The 19,224-nt window shown below is 29.9% G+C and carries 23 protein-coding genes and 1 pseudogene; 18 read left to right on the top strand and 6 right to left on the bottom strand.

Features of this window, described 5'->3' with window-relative positions:
• Positions 1-92: 92 nt before the first annotated feature.
• Entirely contained in the window at positions 93-563 is a 471-nt protein-coding gene (locus JG554_RS02620; RefSeq protein WP_070037470.1) for a GyrI-like domain-containing protein, read from the top strand.
• A gap of 292 nt (positions 564-855) precedes the next feature.
• Here JG554_RS02620 and JG554_RS02625 read toward each other — a convergent pair whose 3' ends face one another.
• Positions 856-2,061 (bottom strand): putative multidrug effflux MFS transporter TcaB, encoded by a 1,206-nt coding sequence (locus tag JG554_RS02625; RefSeq protein WP_070037473.1) that lies wholly within the window; start codon positions 2,059-2,061, stop codon positions 856-858.
• A 257-nt stretch (positions 2,062-2,318) separates the two neighbouring features.
• Between JG554_RS02625 and JG554_RS02630 the strand changes: the two genes are divergently transcribed.
• Both JG554_RS02630 and JG554_RS02635 read left to right on the top strand, forming a co-directional pair.
• Positions 2,319-2,699 carry a GtrA family protein gene (locus tag JG554_RS02630; protein ID WP_019468817.1) on the top strand — a complete coding sequence of 127 codons (381 nt, stop codon included), beginning with the start codon at positions 2,319-2,321 and terminating at the stop codon, positions 2,697-2,699.
• Positions 2,700-2,943: 244 nt separating this feature from the next.
• Positions 2,944-3,813 carry a cation diffusion facilitator family transporter gene (locus JG554_RS02635; protein WP_019468818.1) on the top strand — a complete coding sequence of 290 codons (870 nt, stop codon included), beginning with the start codon at positions 2,944-2,946 and terminating at the stop codon, positions 3,811-3,813.
• A gap of 339 nt (positions 3,814-4,152) precedes the next feature.
• Here the strand turns inward: JG554_RS02635 and JG554_RS02640 are convergent, their stop codons facing one another.
• Positions 4,153-4,515: an aggregation-promoting factor C-terminal-like domain-containing protein gene (locus tag JG554_RS02640; protein ID WP_019468819.1), complete on the bottom strand. Its 363-nt coding sequence runs from the start codon at positions 4,513-4,515 to the stop codon at positions 4,153-4,155.
• Positions 4,516-4,872: 357 nt separating this feature from the next.
• Between JG554_RS02640 and JG554_RS02645 the strand changes: the two genes are divergently transcribed.
• Positions 4,873-5,559: a 2,3-diphosphoglycerate-dependent phosphoglycerate mutase gene (locus tag JG554_RS02645; RefSeq protein WP_040030126.1), complete on the top strand. Its 687-nt coding sequence runs from the start codon at positions 4,873-4,875 to the stop codon at positions 5,557-5,559.
• Between the two features lie 179 nt (positions 5,560-5,738).
• Here JG554_RS02645 and JG554_RS02650 read toward each other — a convergent pair whose 3' ends face one another.
• A complete protein-coding gene (locus JG554_RS02650; protein ID WP_017722768.1) occupies positions 5,739-5,843 on the bottom strand; it encodes a putative metal homeostasis protein in 105 nt (34 codons plus the stop codon).
• A gap of 221 nt (positions 5,844-6,064) precedes the next feature.
• Here JG554_RS02650 and JG554_RS02655 point away from each other — a divergent pair, with 221 nt between their 5' ends.
• The 12 genes and pseudogenes from JG554_RS02655 to JG554_RS02710 form a co-directional block, all read left to right on the top strand.
• Positions 6,065-7,513, top strand: coding sequence for an MDR family MFS transporter (locus tag JG554_RS02655; RefSeq protein ID WP_070037476.1), 1,449 nt, complete (start codon positions 6,065-6,067; stop codon positions 7,511-7,513).
• Between the two features lie 119 nt (positions 7,514-7,632).
• On the top strand, positions 7,633-7,962 hold the full coding sequence (locus JG554_RS02660; RefSeq protein ID WP_019468822.1) for an ASCH domain-containing protein: 330 nt from the start codon (positions 7,633-7,635) through the stop codon (positions 7,960-7,962).
• Positions 7,963-8,200: 238 nt separating this feature from the next.
• Entirely contained in the window at positions 8,201-8,569 is a 369-nt protein-coding gene (locus JG554_RS02665) for a DUF4467 domain-containing protein (RefSeq protein WP_019468823.1), read from the top strand.
• A gap of 29 nt (positions 8,570-8,598) precedes the next feature.
• Positions 8,599-9,207: a DsbA family protein gene (locus JG554_RS02670; protein ID WP_046207576.1), complete on the top strand. Its 609-nt coding sequence runs from the start codon at positions 8,599-8,601 to the stop codon at positions 9,205-9,207.
• 214 nt (positions 9,208-9,421) lie between these two features.
• Positions 9,422-10,951, top strand: a complete 1,530-nt coding sequence (gene adcA / locus JG554_RS02675) for a zinc ABC transporter substrate-binding lipoprotein AdcA (protein ID WP_203265364.1) — start codon at positions 9,422-9,424, stop codon at positions 10,949-10,951.
• Positions 10,952-11,134: 183 nt separating this feature from the next.
• Positions 11,135-11,650, top strand: coding sequence for a YceI family protein (locus JG554_RS02680; protein ID WP_019468826.1), 516 nt, complete (start codon positions 11,135-11,137; stop codon positions 11,648-11,650).
• A 124-nt stretch (positions 11,651-11,774) separates the two neighbouring features.
• On the top strand, positions 11,775-12,353 hold the full coding sequence (locus tag JG554_RS02685) for a helix-hairpin-helix domain-containing protein (RefSeq protein ID WP_037539911.1): 579 nt from the start codon (positions 11,775-11,777) through the stop codon (positions 12,351-12,353).
• 15 nt (positions 12,354-12,368) lie between these two features.
• A complete protein-coding gene (locus JG554_RS02690; protein WP_070037482.1) occupies positions 12,369-12,842 on the top strand; it encodes an SRPBCC family protein in 474 nt (157 codons plus the stop codon).
• Between the two features lie 76 nt (positions 12,843-12,918).
• Positions 12,919-13,095 (top strand): hypothetical protein, encoded by a 177-nt coding sequence (locus tag JG554_RS02695; RefSeq protein ID WP_046207579.1) that lies wholly within the window; start codon positions 12,919-12,921, stop codon positions 13,093-13,095.
• A gap of 243 nt (positions 13,096-13,338) precedes the next feature.
• Positions 13,339-14,157 carry a formate/nitrite transporter family protein gene (locus tag JG554_RS02700; RefSeq protein WP_070037733.1) on the top strand — a complete coding sequence of 273 codons (819 nt, stop codon included), beginning with the start codon at positions 13,339-13,341 and terminating at the stop codon, positions 14,155-14,157.
• A 179-nt stretch (positions 14,158-14,336) separates the two neighbouring features.
• Positions 14,337-14,873: a GNAT family N-acetyltransferase gene (locus tag JG554_RS02705; protein ID WP_070037485.1), complete on the top strand. Its 537-nt coding sequence runs from the start codon at positions 14,337-14,339 to the stop codon at positions 14,871-14,873.
• 59 nt (positions 14,874-14,932) lie between these two features.
• Positions 14,933-15,133, top strand: a pseudogene (locus JG554_RS02710) (hypothetical protein); the annotation flags it as partial.
• Between the two features lie 51 nt (positions 15,134-15,184).
• On the opposite strand, the gene JG554_RS02715 reads toward JG554_RS02710, so the two are convergent.
• From JG554_RS02715 to JG554_RS02725, 3 genes are all read right to left on the bottom strand, one after another.
• Positions 15,185-15,616, bottom strand: coding sequence for an Hsp20/alpha crystallin family protein (locus JG554_RS02715; protein WP_070037488.1), 432 nt, complete (start codon positions 15,614-15,616; stop codon positions 15,185-15,187).
• Positions 15,617-15,657: 41 nt separating this feature from the next.
• Positions 15,658-16,029: an Hsp20/alpha crystallin family protein gene (locus JG554_RS02720; RefSeq protein WP_070037491.1), complete on the bottom strand. Its 372-nt coding sequence runs from the start codon at positions 16,027-16,029 to the stop codon at positions 15,658-15,660.
• A 227-nt stretch (positions 16,030-16,256) separates the two neighbouring features.
• A complete protein-coding gene (locus tag JG554_RS02725) occupies positions 16,257-16,697 on the bottom strand; it encodes a MarR family winged helix-turn-helix transcriptional regulator (protein ID WP_070037495.1) in 441 nt (146 codons plus the stop codon).
• A gap of 394 nt (positions 16,698-17,091) precedes the next feature.
• On the opposite strand from JG554_RS02725, the gene JG554_RS02730 reads away from it, so the two are divergent.
• The gene (locus JG554_RS02730) at positions 17,092-17,448 is read left to right on the top strand and encodes a DUF3139 domain-containing protein (RefSeq protein WP_019468835.1); all 357 of its coding nucleotides are present in this window, start codon (positions 17,092-17,094) and stop codon (positions 17,446-17,448) included.
• Positions 17,449-17,923: 475 nt separating this feature from the next.
• Entirely contained in the window at positions 17,924-19,198 is a 1,275-nt protein-coding gene (locus JG554_RS02735; protein WP_019468836.1) for a cation:dicarboxylate symporter family transporter, read from the top strand.
• Positions 19,199-19,224 lie beyond the last annotated feature (26 nt).

The following is a 19,224-nucleotide window of genomic DNA, read 5'->3' on the forward strand; positions in this document are numbered from 1 at the left end:
AGTTTCAGTGACTATAAAGATGCTTAAATCATAGTTAATATTAGATATATTTTAATGAAAATGGTTATAATGTGCGAAAGGGGTTGAAAACAATGGATTATAGAATAGAAACATTATCCGACATTCCAGTGCCAGTTGTAGGGGTAAAAAGAGCATATGCAACTGGACAAAAAGCACAAGAAAATATTTTTAAGTTTTGGATGGAATTTGAAGCAATGGGTTACAAAAATCACTTGATATCACAAAGTAATCAATACCTCGAAGGGTTATTAGGTGTTTGTCTTCCTAAAGAAAATGGCGAAATGCATTATTTAATAGGTGTGACAAATGAGGAAACGCAAAGTGATTGGGAACACGTAGAATTAGTAGAAGGCAGATACTTAGTATTTGATGCCAAAGGTCCAGTTCCAGAATCGATTAAACAAGCAATGCAAATCATTCACAGAAAAATCTTACATACTCTAGATTATGAATTGCGAAGCGCTCCTTTTTTTGAGTTGTATAAACCAGGTGAATTACATTCAAACGACTATATTACTGAAATTTGGTTTCCAATCAAATAGTAGAATAGAAGTTTGAAATCAACGATGTTAGAAATATAAACACAATTGTGTCATGTAATCGTCCATTTCTATTTCAAGTCAAGTAGAATTGGACATTTATTGTGTTTATAGTATTTTATAGATTGGTATATTGAGCAAGCAAAAGAAAAGACGCCACTAAATGACATGTTGAAACATGAATTTAGCGGCGTCTATATTAATTTTTTAACCTAAGTTTTCCAAATTAATACATATGTTATTAAATTAATTGTGAATGTTGATAATGCTTTGAATGTATTTTTTAAGCTTTAATTCATGTTATATGCTTATTAATAAGAAACGACTTTAACCCAATTTCTAACCCAATGATTAGCACTGCAGTGATTAGTAAAATAATCGTATATGGCAAGATACTGTATTCACCTTGTAATCCTACTAATGGTGACATAATACCACCAAGTATAAATTGAAATAGACCTAGCAAACTGGAAGCATTACCACTACCACCAGTACGCGCTTCCATTGCTAATGCAAAGCTTAAAGGTCCGATACCTGTTACAGGACATACATTTAAAAAGAATGCGATAATTAATACCCATAATGGTAAATGCAGTGTTAATGTCACAATAATAAGTACAACCCCAATTATTTGAACGATTGTTAGCATAATTAGCAAAAAGTAGCGATTTATATATGCCACAAGTAAGGCTGTAAGTTGACTCATAATAATAAGGCCAATGCCGTTAAAAGCAAACAAATAACTAAATTGCTGAGGCGTCATGTCATAAATTTTTTGTGTAATAAACGGTGCCGCAGATGAAAAACTAAATAACATTACGTACGTTAAGCCTTGTAAAATCATTGGAATAATAAATGCAGGCGTTTTTAACAAATGAGCAAAATCTTTAAAAATAACTTTGAAATTAAGTTTTGCTCTGTTTGGTTGATGTGTTTCTTCTAAATGGCGAATCGACAAAAATAAAATAATAACACTTACGATGGTCAGAATTACAAATACTGCTTTCCAATTGGATATCGTTAGTGCGTATCCACCTATGATTGGCGCAATAATCGTAATGATTCCATTAATTACAAGTAATGCTGCTAGTCCTTTAGCTAATGCTTTTCCTTCATGCTGGTCTCCCATAGTAGCTTTGGCGATTACTATTGCACCTCCGCCAGTTAAACCTTGAACTAGTCGCAAAGTGAGTAAGACACCCATGGAAGCTGTGAAAACCGCCAGTAAAGAAGCGAGCGCATAGATTGAAATGATAAATAAAGCAACTTTTTTTCGTCCGTATGTATCAGACAAAGGTCCAAATATAAATTGTCCAATAGCAAGACCAATCATTGCAAATGATAAAGTAAGCTGTGCTTGAGATACAGATGTACTAAAGTCATGTTGCACATTCGGTAATGATGGCACATACATATCTATGGTTAAAGGACCAAATGTAGTCATGATACCTAACACAATAATGACCATAATTGGCAGTTGACGATTTGAAATCTTGTCCATGTTTGAAACTCCTTTAAAATACTCTCTAATACTTAATTATAAACATGTTATCTCGTTTTGTAACTACTTATAAAAGTAATATATTAAATACCATGTATACTTAAAAACGAGCATATTAATTGAGCTCGTTGTAATTATTAATATAATACAAAACATACATTTATATGATAAAGTATTATACTAGATATAGCGCGTTAATAATATGTTTTTAATAGCAATTATTCAAAAAGACATGGAAATTTACTAAGGAGTAAAAAATGAATTTGACTAAAACACACTATGAAGTGATTAAATTTGTGATTGTAGGCGGTATGAATACTTTAAATTATTACATTGTCTATCTTTGTTTATTGAAGTTATTAGAAATGAATTATTTAGTTAGTCATATCAGTGGATTTATCATTAGTTTTGTTATTTCTTATTATTTAAATTGTTACTTTGTTTATAAAGTGACACCAACTTGGAGTAAATTCCTAAAGTTTCCATTAACTCAAGTTGTCAATATGGGCATGCAAACTTTATTATTGTACATTTTTGTACAATGGTTTGGTATATCATCTGTGATAGCACCTTTTGCAGGGCTTATCATTACGATACCTATAACATTTGTGCTCTCTAAATATATTTTGAGAGATTAGTTAAATGATTAATAGACCAACATTTTAAATATAGTTATTTTTATGAGATCAAGTTTCGGAATCAAAAATATGATTTGTTTCAAACTTGGTCTCTTATTTTTGCTCAATTTTATAATTAATATTAGGATTGGCTAAAAAAATAATTAGTTTATTTATATTAAATAATTTTTGAATAAAAATCGTTGTAAATATGTTTGTAATGAGTCATAATAAGTATTCAATCATACTGAAGGTGGAACGTAAGATGAGTCAAAAAGAAAAATTGGAAACAGCACAAAAAGGTGCCTTTTTAAGTTTAATCGTCTATATCATATTATCAGTGACTAAATTTATTGTAGGTTATTTATATGATTCTGCAGCTGTAAAAGCAGATAGTTTAAATAACATGACAGATATTATTGTTTCTTTGGCCGTAATTATTGGGTTGAAAATTTCTATTAAACCTGCAGACCAAAACCATCCATATGGACATTTGAAATCTGAAAATATATCATCATTACTCGTGTCATTTATTATAATGTTTGTAGGTATTCAAGTCATTATAGAGAATGTTCCTGAATTATTCACAAACGAACATCATACTCCTAATATTATAAATATTTATGTCAGTGTCATTAGTGGTTTGATTATGCTAGCTGTGTTTTATATTAATCAAAGAATTGCTAATCATACCCAAAGTAGTTCTCTGAATTCTGCAGCTAAGGACAATTTGTCGGATGCGTTAGTGAGTTTAGGAACTGCAATTGGTTTAGTATTTACACAATTTGGATTTCCAATCATTGATACGATATTAGCCATTATTTTAGGCTTACTTATAATATATACTGGTTTTGGTATCTTTAAAGAATCAATTTTTACATTAAGTGACGGTTTTAACGAGCAAGAATTAGAAGCTTATAAAAATTATGTGTTAGAAATTGAAGATGTAATAGAAGTACAAAATATTAAAGGTCGTTACCACGGTAGTAGTGTTTTTGTAGATGTAACGATTGTAGTAAAATCAGATTTGTCTTTAGAGGAAGCACATCACATTTGCGACAAAGTAGAACAACATATGCATAGCAAAGGCATTTCTTCAGTTTATGTGCATCCTGAGCCACAGTCAATACAGTAACTAAGATGTCGAGAAAGTAAATAATTTTGATTATTATCATGACTTATATTCATATTAAGTTAATAAACTACTAATGGATAACCTGAATTAAGGTATTTAATGAATATTGATGTATAAACTGAAATTTTATTAGCTTATTTTATAGTAAAAAAACGAGTGGAACAGAAATCTATTTTTATCAAAAAGATTTCACTGCTCCACCCTGGCAAGAATGACTAGAATTTAAAAAAATATAGAGGAACACCTGAGATTCAGCCCATGCATAAGCCCCACTAACTCAATAAATTGAGAAGTGGGGCTTTATTTTTTTACATATTGAAGAAATGCATAAAATTCGTTTTACCACCAACCATTTGCAGCACGGAATTCAATTGCTGCATCAATTGAGCCATAACGTTCTTCAGCGTATTGAATCATACCTTTTGTTTGTTCAGTTACAGATCCAGTACCCCAAGCTTCCTTCGTTTGTCCTAAACCTCTATATCCTAATTCATTCACCGCATCTGGGTTACCGCTTGATTCTGGCATTACAATGTTATCCCAAAGTGCTTTTGTACCACCAGCAGCAATAAATTCACTATATACATCATTGTTTGCTTGAGTAGTTTCTGCAGCATCAGCTGTAGATGTATTTGAAGTTAAACCAACACCAGCAGTAGCGATTGTTACTGATGCGAATGAAGCTAATAATAATTTTTTCATTTGAAAAATCCTCCTAATAATTGTTTGTTTTAAATAATTTCAAATTGTATTTGTTAATCTGCATAGTTGTTTTAAAAGTGCTTATTTTTGTCTGTCGTATTGCTCGGTTTATCAACGTTTACAACTATAACATCATTTTTTTATAGACAGGTTACAGTAAAATAAAAATAAAAAGTCATTTATGAATAAATGAATACAATCATTTCAAAATTAAGTGTAAATTGTTATAATTTTAATGTATGGCATGAGAAATTATAGATAAGTATTGTCGTAACAAGATTTATATCTGTATATCACTGTAATATTTTTGTAAAACGGGTGATAATATAATTTTATTCAATGGAAAGAAGGAATATTATGCCAAAACTAATTTTATGTAGACATGGACAAAGTGTTTGGAATGCTGAGAATCTATTTACAGGTTGGGCTGATGTAGATTTATCAGAACAGGGAAGAACTGAGGCAGTAACGTCGGGAAAAAAATTAAAAGAACAGGGTATAGAGATTGATATCGCCTTTACGTCTTTATTACAACGCGCCATTAAAACTACATTTCACTTATTAGATGAATCTCAACAGTTATTTATTCCTGTTATTAAATCTTGGCGCTTAAATGAGCGTCATTATGGTGGATTGCAAGGTTTAAACAAAGATAAAGCAAGAGAAAAATTTGGAGAAGAACAAGTACATATATGGAGACGTTCATATGACATAGCACCACCTGAACAAAGTGAAGAACAAAGAAAAGACTATTTAAATGATAGAAAATATGAACATTTAGATAGAAGAGTTATGCCTGAATCAGAAAGTTTGAAAGACACTTTAATTAGGGTGATTCCTTATTGGAACGACCAAATTTCACAACAGTTATTAGATGGAAAAACTGTGCTTGTTTCTGCACATGGAAATTCATTACGTGCATTAATTAAGTATTTAGAAGATGTATCAGATGAAGATATTGTAGGATATGAAATTAAAACTGGAGCGCCTTTGATTTATGATTTAACAGATGATTTAAAAGTAATAAATAAATATTACTTATAGTTTTTCAATAAATGTAAGTAAAAAAAGACCTCATAAATAGATAATGAATCGTTTAAATAAAATAATGGCTGATCCTGAAGTATATAAATGTATATTTTCAGGAATCAAGCCACATTTTAGAAGTAATGCGACAAAACCAGAAACAAATTACCATTGGTTTTGAAGTGTTACTTCTATTTTTATTTATTGCGCTTATGTTGTTGGATAATTTTGCGTGCACGTTTCCGTGTTTTAATATTAGGACTATTTAAATTACGACGTGCTGTTTGTAAATCTAATTTCATGGTGAGGACCTCCTTTATCTATAGATATTATGTAAGAAAAAACCTGAAATGTAAATAGTAATTATTACGATTTATAACTATTTTTTAAATCTCTCAAAATAAAAGATTAAAATAAAACTAATATTTTAAGTATTTTTAATGATAAATTAAACTAAAATATGTATAATGCAGAAATGCGACTAAAAAGAGTTGATAAATTAATAGAAAATAGGAGTACAAAAATGGATCAAAAGACGAAAATTATAATGATTTTGATGATGTTGTGTGGTGGATTTTTTGGATTATTAAATGAAACCTTATTAACTACAGCATTACCAAGCATAATGAAAGATTTTAAAATAGATTACACACAAGTACAGTGGCTTACTACGGCCTTTTTATTGACCAATGGTGTAATAATCCCATTGTCAGCAATGATTATTCAAAGATACTCAACAAGAAAAGTATTTTTAACTGCAATATTTATCTTTTTTATCGGGACTTTAATTGCAGGATTTAGTCCAAACTTTTCTGTTTTATTAAGTGCAAGAATTGTTCAAGCACTTGGTTCTGGTATCATGATGCCACTGATGATGACGACGATCTTAGATGTATTTGAACCTCATGAAAGAGGTAAATATATGGGGACTTTTGGTTTAGTGATTGGTTTAGCTCCAGCAATTGGTCCGACACTGTCTGGTTATTTAGTAGAGTATTTAAATTGGCGTTCATTATTCCATGTCGTTGCTCCAATAGCTGCACTTACTTTCATTGGTGCACTTAAATTCGTCAAAAATGTTGGTACTAATCGAAAGACACGTATTGATATTTTATCAATAATCTTATCTGTGTTCGGCTTTGGTGGTTTGCTATACGGTACAAGTTCAATTTCTCGTGATGGCTGGAACGATCCAATTGTATTGACTACTGTAATTGGTGGCATTATTTTAGTTGTTGCTTTTATATTTCGTCAAACACGTTTGGAAAATCCACTGCTTGATTTTTCAGTATTCAAAGATAGTCAATTTGCCGTAGGTATTATCATAATGGCTTTTACCATGATTTCAATGATTGGTTCTGAAACAGTGTTACCGATGTTTGTGCAGAATATTATGAATGACTCAGCACTTCAATCAGGATTGATTTTATTACCTGGAGCTATCGTAATGGGGATTATGTCAGTGATTTCAGGTTTACTCTATGAAAAATATGGTGCTAAAATATTAGCATTCATTGGTATGTTTATTGTAGTTGTAACAACTTCTTATTTTGTAATCATGGATGAACATACTTCATCAGCGATATTAGCTACTGTATATGCTATTCGTATGATTGGTATCGCACTTGGTTTAATGCCATTAATGACACATACAATGAATCAATTAGCGCCAGAAATGAATGCCCATGGTTCATCGATGACAAATACTATACAACAAATATCTGCATCAATTGGTACAGCAGGTTTGATTACAATTATGAGTCAGGTTGCTAAAAACTACACACCAAATATGTCTGAGTTTAAAGATATGAGCCAAAAACAAATGACAGCAGAAATTCAACATCAAGCATTGTTAAGTGGGTATCACGGTGCCTTTTGGTTTGCAGTCATTATATCAATTATCAGTTTAATAAGTGTGTTTATGTTGAAAAGCAAAAGACAACTTAAATTAGAAGAAAAGAATGCTGAATAATTAAATTTGCGACATCGTACTGCATTAAGCGAAATTGTCTTGTAAATGATATTAATATTATGATACTTTGATATCAATATAAATATTATGAATGGAGCGTATGGATTATAGAACACTCGATGCATTTAAATAATGAACCTTTTCAATTAATGAAAAACGAAGTCAAAACGATTGAAATTAGATTGAATGATGAAAAAAGACAAGAAATTAAAAGCGGCGATTATATTGTATTCCAAAATTTAATGAATGAAGAAACATTAACAGTCCAAGTTAAGGAAATTGTAGTGTTTTCTTCGTTTCAGTCACTGTTGAATCAATATACAAATGAAGAAGTTGGAGCGAAAGCAGATGATCAACTTTCTCAAAAATTAGCGGCTATATATCAAATTTATTCACAAACAGATGAACTTAATTACGGTGCATTAGCAATCAAAGTGGCACTAATATGATGAAAATGAAATTAATTGAGTTATAGCTAGGATAAAGTTGTACCATAGGTGAAAATTTAATTTTTTACGGTAAATATGACACTTTCGTTAAATTCATTTATGAATGAATTTTTCGGAAGTGTTTTTATATAAATATAAAAATAATGTTATAGTTCTAGCACATCAAAGATTTTCGTTGTAAGATAAAACTTATGGTTAAATAATATTAGATATGAGAAGTAATATTAGGAGTGTAAATATGAAAAAATTAATGACGATGGTGTTCATTTCAATAATCATTATAGCTGGGTGCAGTAGTGGGAAATATGCTGATGAGATTGACAAAGCAGTGCATCAACAGAAAAAACAACAAAAGATTTTAGCTGATAAGCAAAATGGCGATGTGGAATCTAAGTTTGAAAAAAAGAATGCGAATATCTATGTGTATGACAAAGGTAAATATGTGACTATTGCTTATAAACCATTAAAAGATGATGATGAAGTTCATTTTTATACATATAAAATAACAGATGGTAAAGCACATTACTTAAAAAACTTTAATTCAAAATCATATTCACATGCACATGATGCGGATTATAAAGAAGAAAATATGAACTTAGAAGAATAAAACAAGATAAGAAGGTGTGTTTTTAACAAATGAAGAAATGTTGGTTAAGTTTGTTATTAATGGCAGTAGTCATTTTTGTTTCCGCATGTTCGAATGACAATCAAAATGTACATCAAGATGACAAATATGGAAAAGGTGGAAAGATTAAAATTATTGAGTATGGTGATTTTAAGTGCCCATATTGTAAAAAAGTAGAAGAACATATTATGCCTAAATTAAAAAAAGAATATATTGATACGAAAAAAGTAGATTATCAATTTGTTAATATGGCATTTTTAGGAAAAGATTCAATTATAGGTTCAAGGGCAGGTCATGCAGTAAGGCAATATGCACCTAAACAATATTTAAAATTTCAAAAGTTAATGTTTAAGCAACAACCGAACTCAGAAAAAAAATGGATTACCGAACAACTCGTTGATCAACAAATAAATCAATTGGAAATTTCAAATGATAAAAAAGAAAAGATAAAAGCGAGTTATAAAACAAAAGATAGTAAATCATGGAAAGCAGCCGAACAAGATCAAAAACAATATAAAGAAAACCATATTGAAACAGCACCTACAGTTTTTGTAGCAGGTAAAAAAGTAGAGGACCCGTATAAATATAAGAACTATAAAAAAATACTTGAAGAAAGTTAAATATTAAAATTTAGATTTAAACTTTAATATCAAAAGCCCGTTCCTGAACGTTTTATAAAACATTTAGGAACGGGCTTTTTTAGTTTATATGAAAAAGAAGGACTAACTTATTAAATCGAAACAATTACGAAAAAATCAAAATATGTATTGCATATCTCGAAAAGTACAGTTATAATTTTAAATCGTAATGATTACTATCTGAGGAGGAATAAGAATGAAAAAGTCAATATACATACTGTCATTTGTCATTATATTAGCGATCATCGTTACTGCTTGTAGTGCCACAAAGTCTAACGAATCAAAAGATAATGACAAAATAAAAATTAATACTACTGTATTTCCATTAAAATCATTTGCCAATCAAATAGGAGGAAAGTATGTTTCAGTTAAATCTATTTATCCTACTGGTGCAGATTTACATACATATGAGCCAACACAAAAAGATATTATGAATGCGAGTAAAGCAGATATGTTCCTGTATACAGGTGACGATTTGGATCCTATTGCTAAAAAAGTGGCAGCAACAATTAAAAAGGATGATAAAAAGGTATCGTTAGGAGATAAAATTGATAAAAGCGAATTATTAACTGATCAACACGACGAAGAACATGGTCACCATCATGAACATAGACATCATCATGGCGGCTATGACCCTCATGTATGGTTAGACCCAAAATTTAATCAAGTCTTTGCAAAAGAGATCAAAGATAAATTAATAAAGCAAGACCCTAAACACAAATCTTATTATGAAAAGAACTATAATAAGTTGAAAGAAGATTTGATGGGCATAGATCAAAAAATGCAAAACATCACTGAAGATAAGCAAGGTAATACCGTATATATATCACATGAATCTATTGGTTATCTTTCAGAAAGATATGGATTTGTCCAAAAAGGTATACAAAACATGAATGCTGAAGATCCATCTCAAAAAGCATTAGCAAAAATTGTGAAAGAGATTAATGATTCAGGCGCAAAATACATTTTGTATGAAGCCAATGTTTCTAATAAAGTCACAGATACGATTCGCAAAGAAACAAAAGCAAAACCATTGAAGTTTAATAACATGGAGTCATTATCAAAAGAACAAGCAGAAGATAATAAACTGACATATCAATCCCTAATGGAAAAAAATATAAAACATCTTGATATGGCATTAAATGACAATGTTAAAACAGATGATGAACACGCACATAATAAACATGAAAAAGCAATTGCTGATGGCTACTTTAAGGATAGTCAAGTAAAAGATAGAGAATTAACTGATTATGAAGGAGAATGGCAATCATTTTATCCGTTTTTAAAAGATGGCACGTTAGATGATGTCATGAAACACAAAGCAAAAGAAGATAATCAAATGACTGCAAAAGAATATAAAGCATATTACCAAAAAGGATATAAGACAAATATTAGTAATATAAATATTACGGAGGATACGATTACTTTTAAAAAAGACGGTAAGACCTTAACTGGCCAATACAAATACGATGGGAAAGATATTTTGAAATATGAAAAAGGTAATAGAGGTGTCAGATATTCATTTAAACGAGTAGGCAGCAATAAAGATTTACCAAAATATGTACAATTTAGCGATCATAATATTGCACCTAAAAAAGCAGAACATTTCCATATATTTATGGGAGATAATAAACAAAAAGTATTAAAAGAATTAGACAATTGGCCAACATATTACTCAAGTGAATTAACAAAAGCACAAATTAAAAAAGAAATGTTAGCACATTAAAGTCTAAATCAATGTGTGGATTTAAGTGAAATTAATTATTTATATAGATAATGAGTAAAATTTTGTTTTACGGGAATATTTTTCATAGAAACACAAATATGAGCATTTCTATTGATATATAAAATATACCTGATATAATAAATGTATCAATAGAAAGTTAATAATTTGGAGGTATGAATTTTTATGACAAAATTTAATTTTGATCCAGCACATTCAGTAGTAGAATTTTCAGTTAAACACCTGGTGATTTCAAATATAAAAGGTAGATTTAATGAATTCGAAGCTTCACTTGAAGGAGATTTAAATGATTTAAGTACAATTAAAGGTGGTTTAACAATCAAAGCAGATTCAATTGACACTCGCGTTGGTGATCGTGATAATCACTTAAAAAGTGGTGATTTCTTAGATGTTGAAAACTACCCTGAAATTAAATTTGATGTAACAAAAGTAGATGGAAATTCAGTTACTGGTAATTTAACAATTAAAGATGTAACTGAAGAAGAAACTTTTGAATTATCATATGAAGGTCAAAGTAAAAACCCATTAAATGGAGCTACAACAGCAGGATTCATCGCTAATGGCACAATTAACCGTGAAAAATATGGTGTGACATTTAACCAACCACTTGAAACTGGTGGCGTAATGATTGGTAAGGATATAAACTTCCAAGTAAGCCTTGAATTTGCATTAGAAGATTAATAACAAAAATTATAGTAAAAAGATCCAAGACTGATGTTTGTCTTGGATCTTTTTTTGTTATATAAAATTTAAAATCTTTTTATGCGGGTATAAAGTATTAAAAAGGGGGATTTCAGTGGCAACAATGTTACCTAAAATTGGTCGTCCAGCAACGAATGCGTTAGCTTCGATCGGTATAAATACTTTAGAAGAATTAGCAAAATATGAACGAACTACTATATTAGATACTCATGGCGTAGGACCTAAAGCGATCAGCATATTAGAAAATGCGTTAACAGAAGCAGGACTATCATTTAAAAATGAAGCGGCTTCAGAATTTCCATTTGAAATGGTTGGAGATTTAGGGTGTGATAATGCACCCAAACGGCGAATCATGTTAGATTTTCTAATTGGATCTGCATTAGCTGATAAGAATAAGTTATCACAAACAGTTGTGTCAAATTTCAAGTGGCAAGTGCCTGGTGCTTTTGAATTGAACAGTTTAGATGAATTTCACAATGAAATTGAAGCGCATAAAGTAGATATTAAAAGAATAGAAGTGACGCATAATTTAACACACGGAAAGTTTGGTGCAATGCATGGTACTCAGTTAAATAGTGATGGCACAGCAGTCTACTTTGCGGATTTTATTGAGTTTGAAAGCAATCGTAAAAATGCCAAAATTAAAACAGTGACATCTTATGTAATTATGAATGATGAATAAAAAGGAGCGTTTTAAGTGAGTATAGAAGTAAATGAAAATAAAATTATATTTAAAAGAGATTTTGAAGCAACTGCAGAAGAAATATTTGACGCATATACTGAGCAGTCTTTATTTGAACAATGGTTCCACCCTCAAGGTGCAACAACAAAAGTGTTCGAATTTAATATTGTGACTGGAGGTCAAGCGTTTTTTGCAATATATACTGATCAAGGTACAAGTTATACATTAACAAAGTATAATGAAGTCAAAGCACCTTATTTAATTGATTATAACGATTACTTTACTGATAAAGAAGGTAATATTGATAAAAATATGGCTAGTATGCGTAATGTCATTCAATTAGAACAGAAAGGTGAGAATTCAACACGTATTATATCCACTGCAGAACTACCAGATCCTAAATCAGCAAAACAATTACTTGATATGGGTGTAGAAGCGGGTATGAATAGCACATTTGATAATTTAGAAACACTTTTAAAAAATAAATAGTCATAGATATGTAAGAATTGAAACACTTGTACACTTTAGCTTTTAGTTATAATAAAAGTGAAAAGAGGTGAGTGTATTGAATAAACGTTATTTAAAAGTATTAGGGTTATATACGATAAGTACGCTTGTACCAGCTATGATGTTAAATGAAAAATGTTTAAGTAGCAGTACATTCAAATGGTTATTACGTACTTTAACAGGCTATGGTATTTTTGCTTATGGCCTACATATATTAACAAAATTTAAAAAATAACAGCAAGCAGCGCGATTAAGTTAGAGCTATCCACGCTCCAATATGAGCGCTAATTCGTTATGAACTGTCTCTAATATTTGGAGTGAAATAAAGACACTTTCGTTGAATTCACATTAAAAAGAATTTATACGGAGGTGTTTTTTTATGTAAAATAGAAGTACGTCTATTAAATTTGAATAAAAAATAATACAATGAATCTGTAAGTTTGAAATCTAAATATTTTAAAGGGGAAGGGTGTCGATGTTGATAGATAATAATAAAGCCATCAAAGATACATATATGTCAGGCGAAACAATTAAGAACATTAATAATCAAGTTCAAATGAAGGATGTAATGTTTGACCAAACACCTGGACGTTATGCATTAAAATCGATTATGTCTGGATTTTTGTTAGCCATTGTAACAGTTTTCATGCTTGCAATAAAAACACAATTTGATGGTGCAAATGAAGGACTCATTAACTTAATAGGCGCTATTTCATTCAGTTTAGCCTTAGTATTAATCGTACTAACACATTCAGAATTATTAACGAGTAATTTTATGTATTTAACAGTTGGATGGTATTATAAACTTATCGGTATGAACAAGGCGTTACTCATCATGTTAGTATGCTTCTTTTTTAATATTATTGGAGGTATTGTATTATTTGGGTTAATGAAGTTTACGCCTATAATAACAACGGAAATGGTGACAAGTTTAACAACGCTTGTAGATGGAAAGACCATAGATACGACATGGTATGCCATTTTAGTAAAAGCCATTTTCTGTAATTTCTTCATAAATATTGGAATTTACGTATCAATTCAATTTAAAGATGGTTTATCTAAAGCTTTCTTCATAGCCTGTGGTGTTATTGTCTTTGTATTTATGGGTTATGAACACGTAGTATTTAATGCAGGTTTATATGCTGGTATGCTCTTTTATAATTTTGACGCTGTCGCATGGCTACACGTTTTAAAAAATATAGTCTTTGCTTTTATAGGTAATTATATTGGTGGAGGTATATTTGTTGGGCTGGTTTATGCTTATTTAAACGGTAAACGCGATAGTTTGCGCAGTTGATTTTAAGATAAAGTAGAAAGACAATGCGGTTTCTTTAATGAAATCGTATTGTCTTTTATTTTTTATCTATAAAACAAAAAAATTGACTCATTTATCAAGAAACCATATTGTATTACTGTAAATTAATGTTTGAGATTTAATAAAATGAAGCTTTAAGAGAAACGCTAAGGAGTGACAAAATGTCTGACTATAATATTAGAATTGCTGAAATAGGTGATGCTGAAGCATTGCAAAAATTAATGCATGAAGCATTTACACCATTAAGAGAATTAGGTATTGATTGGCCATCTGTCAACGCTAGTGTTGAAATGGTTGAAAAAAATTTACAAACGGGTACGACTTTTGTCTTGGAAAATAACACGGAAATTATTTCAACGATAACTGTACGTTATCCTTGGGAGACAAAACGACGTATTTCTATTTATCCGTTTGTATGGTGGTTTGCTACAAAACCTTCGTATGATGGTCAAGGATTGGGCGGCAAGTTATTAAAATACGTTGAAGAAACCTTCCTTAGAGATACGCTTAAGGTACCAGCAGTGACATTGGGTACATCTGCACGCAAACATCCATGGCTATTAGATATATACAAAAGAAGAGGTTATGAAGTTTATGCGGAACATGAAAATGACGATGGTGATTTAGGCGTTATTATGAGAAAAGTATTAATTCCAGATCGTTTTGATGAAGAAGTATTAGGACAACCGCCATTTTAAGTGATGATATGTAGTAGGGGATTCCTTTAGGTTTTAGCTAAGGGAATTCCCTATTTTTATATTTTAGTAAAGAGGCAGGTACTGCAAATGGTATTGTTTCTATGATTGGCGGTTTGGGGGGATTCTTCCCACCGATTGTTATTTCTTATGTCACAATAGTTACAGGTTCCAGTCATTTAGCGTTTTTATTACTAGCGATATTTGGAATTATAGCATTAACAACATGTCGAGAATGGTTAAAATGTAAACTAAAACTATAAATTTAATAAAAAAAGCAACACTTCACTTTTAGGAAGTGTTGCCTTTAATGTTTAATCAATTTGAATATTATAAGAAGACTCTTTTTTCTCTTTTTTAGGTAGCGTCACATTTAGCATGCCATTTTCGTAAGCAGCTTTAATGCCATTTTCATCAACATTATCAAATTGATATTGACGTTTTACATCACTATAGCTGCGTTCTTGATGAATCATGCGTCCATTTTCATCTTCTTTATTATTTTCAAATGATTGTTTACCTTCTATTGTTAAAACATTATTTTCAAATTGAAGATTAATATTTTCTTTTTTCATACCTGGTAATTCTGCTTCTACTACGTAAGCATCTTCAAGTTCTTTGACATCTGTTTTAATGCTATTACTTCCTGGAAATTGATCGAAAAATTGACGTCCAAAGTCTCTGAATAAATCACTAGGATTTGCATCGAAAAATGAATTATCGAATGGTTTCATATTGAATGCCATAAAGCATCTCTCCTTATATAATAAATTTATTTTGTTACGATTTAATCAATATTAATTTGTTTTTTTGTATGTTTAATAGGTAACGTAACATTTAATATACCATCGTTTAGCATTGCTTTAATATTAGGTTCATCTACATTTTTAAATATAAATTGTCTACTTTGATTATTAAAATTGCGCTCTTTAATCAAGTAATTATCTTGGTTTTGAGTTGTTGTAGAAGTATTTGTAACACTGATTGTTAAAGTCTTTTCATCAAATTGAATATCTATATCTTCTTTACTGTAACCTGGCAGTTCAGCCATGACTTGATATGCATCACTTGATTCATATACATCTACGTTAAAATCATGATGCTCGGTTAATAAATTTTCTAGAATATCTGTAGAAAGATTTTGAGTGTTTTGCATCATTTTTCACCTCTCCTTTAACCTTATATTAATATTATAATACATTAGTCAAAGAAAGTCAAAGTCAAACTATGAGCGTTGATTATTCTAAATGTACGATCATATCAAAAATGGCGTATCAATGATTGTTAACATAAGTATAATTAGAAAAAATAAAAAAGAGGCAAGTTTAAGTTTAAAATAGCATAAATAAACTACACACTTTAAACGTTTCTTTGCCTCTTAATATATTAAATTTCTTTAGTGAAATGTTTATTCACAAAATTTTGTATTGTCTCTTTTAAGTGAACGGCTTCATCGATATCCATATCAAATTCACCAAAAACTTTTCTAGACACACCGGATAATGAATCTTGAACTTTTGCACCATGTTCGGTAAGTGCAATTTGTAAATTACGTTCATCATCAATCTCACGTGTTCTACTAACAAACCCTTTTTTTTCTAATTTTTTTAGTAATGGTGTTAGCGTACCTGAATCAAGATAAACGCGTTGTCCAAGTGTTTTGATGTTGATTTTTTCATTTTTTTTAATTGCGAGCATAACAATATAACCAGTATATGTTAAATCATACTCTTTTAAATATGAAGTATATTTTTTTATTATTTCTTTTGATGAAACATAAAATAGAAAGCACAGTTGTTCTTCTAAGTAACTTAATTTGTCCTCCATTTAATCACCCCTTTTGAAATTTAACCTTATTATGAACTACGTACATTGTCAAGGAACAGTTGTGTCTTTATTCATAATATTTTTATACTGTTGTGAAAGTGTTATTTGAGTTATTTTATTGATTTCATTCATATTAAAGTTAGGTGAAATTGTCCTGAACGGATTATTCAAAAAGTAATAAAGAATATATGTATATTTTATAATATATACAGTTATACATAAGCGGAAAATTAAGAACATTTTGTTACAAAAGGTAATAATACTTTATAATTTATTTGTTATCGTTCATAATATTAATATTATGAATTTTAATAAGTAGTCTAGGAATTTAAGAGTATGAGGATTAACAATGGAGTATGTATAATAATTGTTTTTACTTAAAAGGAGATAAATAATGAAGACGTTTTTGAAAATACTAGGACTATTAATTATTTCGTTAATTTTGGCTGTAATTTTTTTCTTTGGTTTAAGAACTTATCAAGGTCACAAAAATTTAGAGTTAGTTGATAACTATTTAGATGAAACTCATCTAACTGATAAAATCCAAACAGAGAAAACATTATATAGTGCTAAAAAAGGTTTGTATTATAAAGAAATTAAATTTAAAGATGATTCAGATCATACTTATGTCGTTCAACCGATTAGTACATATAAAGGTATATTGGTGCAAGGTTTTGATCCAGAAACTAAGAAAAATGTCAAAGGCGCAAAACATAATGCTTTTAAAGAAAAATATCAACCTAAAGATTAAAAGTTATTTTTAATGATGTTATTATTTTATAGATTAAAGCAAAACAGGATAAAGTTGGCTGGTACCGTATTTATTTATGGCATCAGCCATTTTTTATTAAATGCTTTTATCGTATAGATTACTTTAGTAAAAATTAAAAAACATAAGCATTTTGAGCACTATTCCAAGTGAAATGTATATAAAAATCATACCGATTTCTTATGTTACTCAAATAAAAAATAGACTAAAAGAGTAGTGGTTTTATTTGTGATTATATCATTATATCTAACTTTTAGTAAGCGATCATAGCGTGATATCATAGTCTTTAACGCCAATTTTGTATATTTGTCAAAATAATTATGTTACTTATATATATATAAAATGAGTAAAAATAAAAATTAAGTGTAATATCAACTCTTTTTGCCGAAAAAATTTATATCTATATAAAAATTATTTTGATATAATTAAGCAATGTCAGAAAAAGGGGAGAAACATCATGGCAATTATAAGAAGAATCAGTTTACCAATGCAAGTTATTATCGCTTTGGTATTAGGTGTTATCGTAGGCCTATTACTTTATGGGCACGATGAAATTGCAAATTACATTAAGCCTTTTGGCGATGTCTTCTTGAATTTAATAAAAATGATTGTAATTCCAGTTGTTTTTTGTTCACTAGCATTATCTATATCCAATGTAGGTGAATCTAAAACAGTGGGACGTTACGGTTTTAAAACAATTTTATATTTTGAAATTATAACAACAATAGCTATAGGACTAGGTATACTTTTTGCGAATATATTTAAACCAGGGAAAGGTTTAGATCCAGATAAATTACCCAAAGGTGATATTTCAACATATGAATCCTCGGCAAAAGCTGCCGAATCATCTACATATGGAAATCACTTTATCGATACAATTGTAAACATTGTGCCTCAAAATCTTTTCGAGGCATTGACTTCAGGTGAATTACTACCAATCATTTTCTTTGCAGTGTTTTTTGGTGTTGCATTATCAGCAATTGGTAAAAAAGCAGAACCTGTAAAAGCGGTTTTAAGTGGTTCATTAGAAGCTGTGTTTTGGATGATTAATAAAATATTGAAATTAGCACCTATTGGCGTATTCGCATTTATTTGTACGACAATTATGACTTTTGGTGCTTCAGCATTAATACCATTATTAAAATTACTATTAGTGGTTATCGGTGCAATGATATTCTTTATTATTGTTGTACTTGGTATCGTAGCTAGATTATGCGGTATTAGTATTTTCTCTATTATTAAAATACTAAAAAATGAACTAGTATTAGCATTTTCAACATCAAGTTCTGAATCTGTGTTACCAATAATAATGAAAAAAATGGAAAACTTTGGTTCTCCAAAAGATATTACTTCATTTGTAGTACCAATTGGATATACATTTAACCTTGATGGATCTGCATTATATCAATCAATAGCAGCCTTATTTGTTGCTCAGATGTATGGCATCGATATGTCCATCGGCCAACAAATCATGTTAATGGTTACTTTGATGGTTGCTTCAAAAGGTATGGCGGGCGTACCAGGAGTATCAATTGTAGTACTTATTACAACATTGACAACAATGGGATTACCAGCTGAAGGACTGGCATTGATTATCGGTGTCGATAGACTATTAGATATGGTACGAACTTGTGTAAATGTATTAGGTAACGCATTATCTACCATTGTTATTGCAAAATGGGAAAATGCTTATGACAAAGAGAAAGGTCAAGCCTATCTAAAATCGATATAAACTAAATTAAATTTCTGACATTTTGC

The organism is Staphylococcus sp. 11-B-312 (assembly GCF_016743055.1).
Taxonomy (GTDB): domain Bacteria; phylum Bacillota; class Bacilli; order Staphylococcales; family Staphylococcaceae; genus Staphylococcus; species Staphylococcus ureilyticus.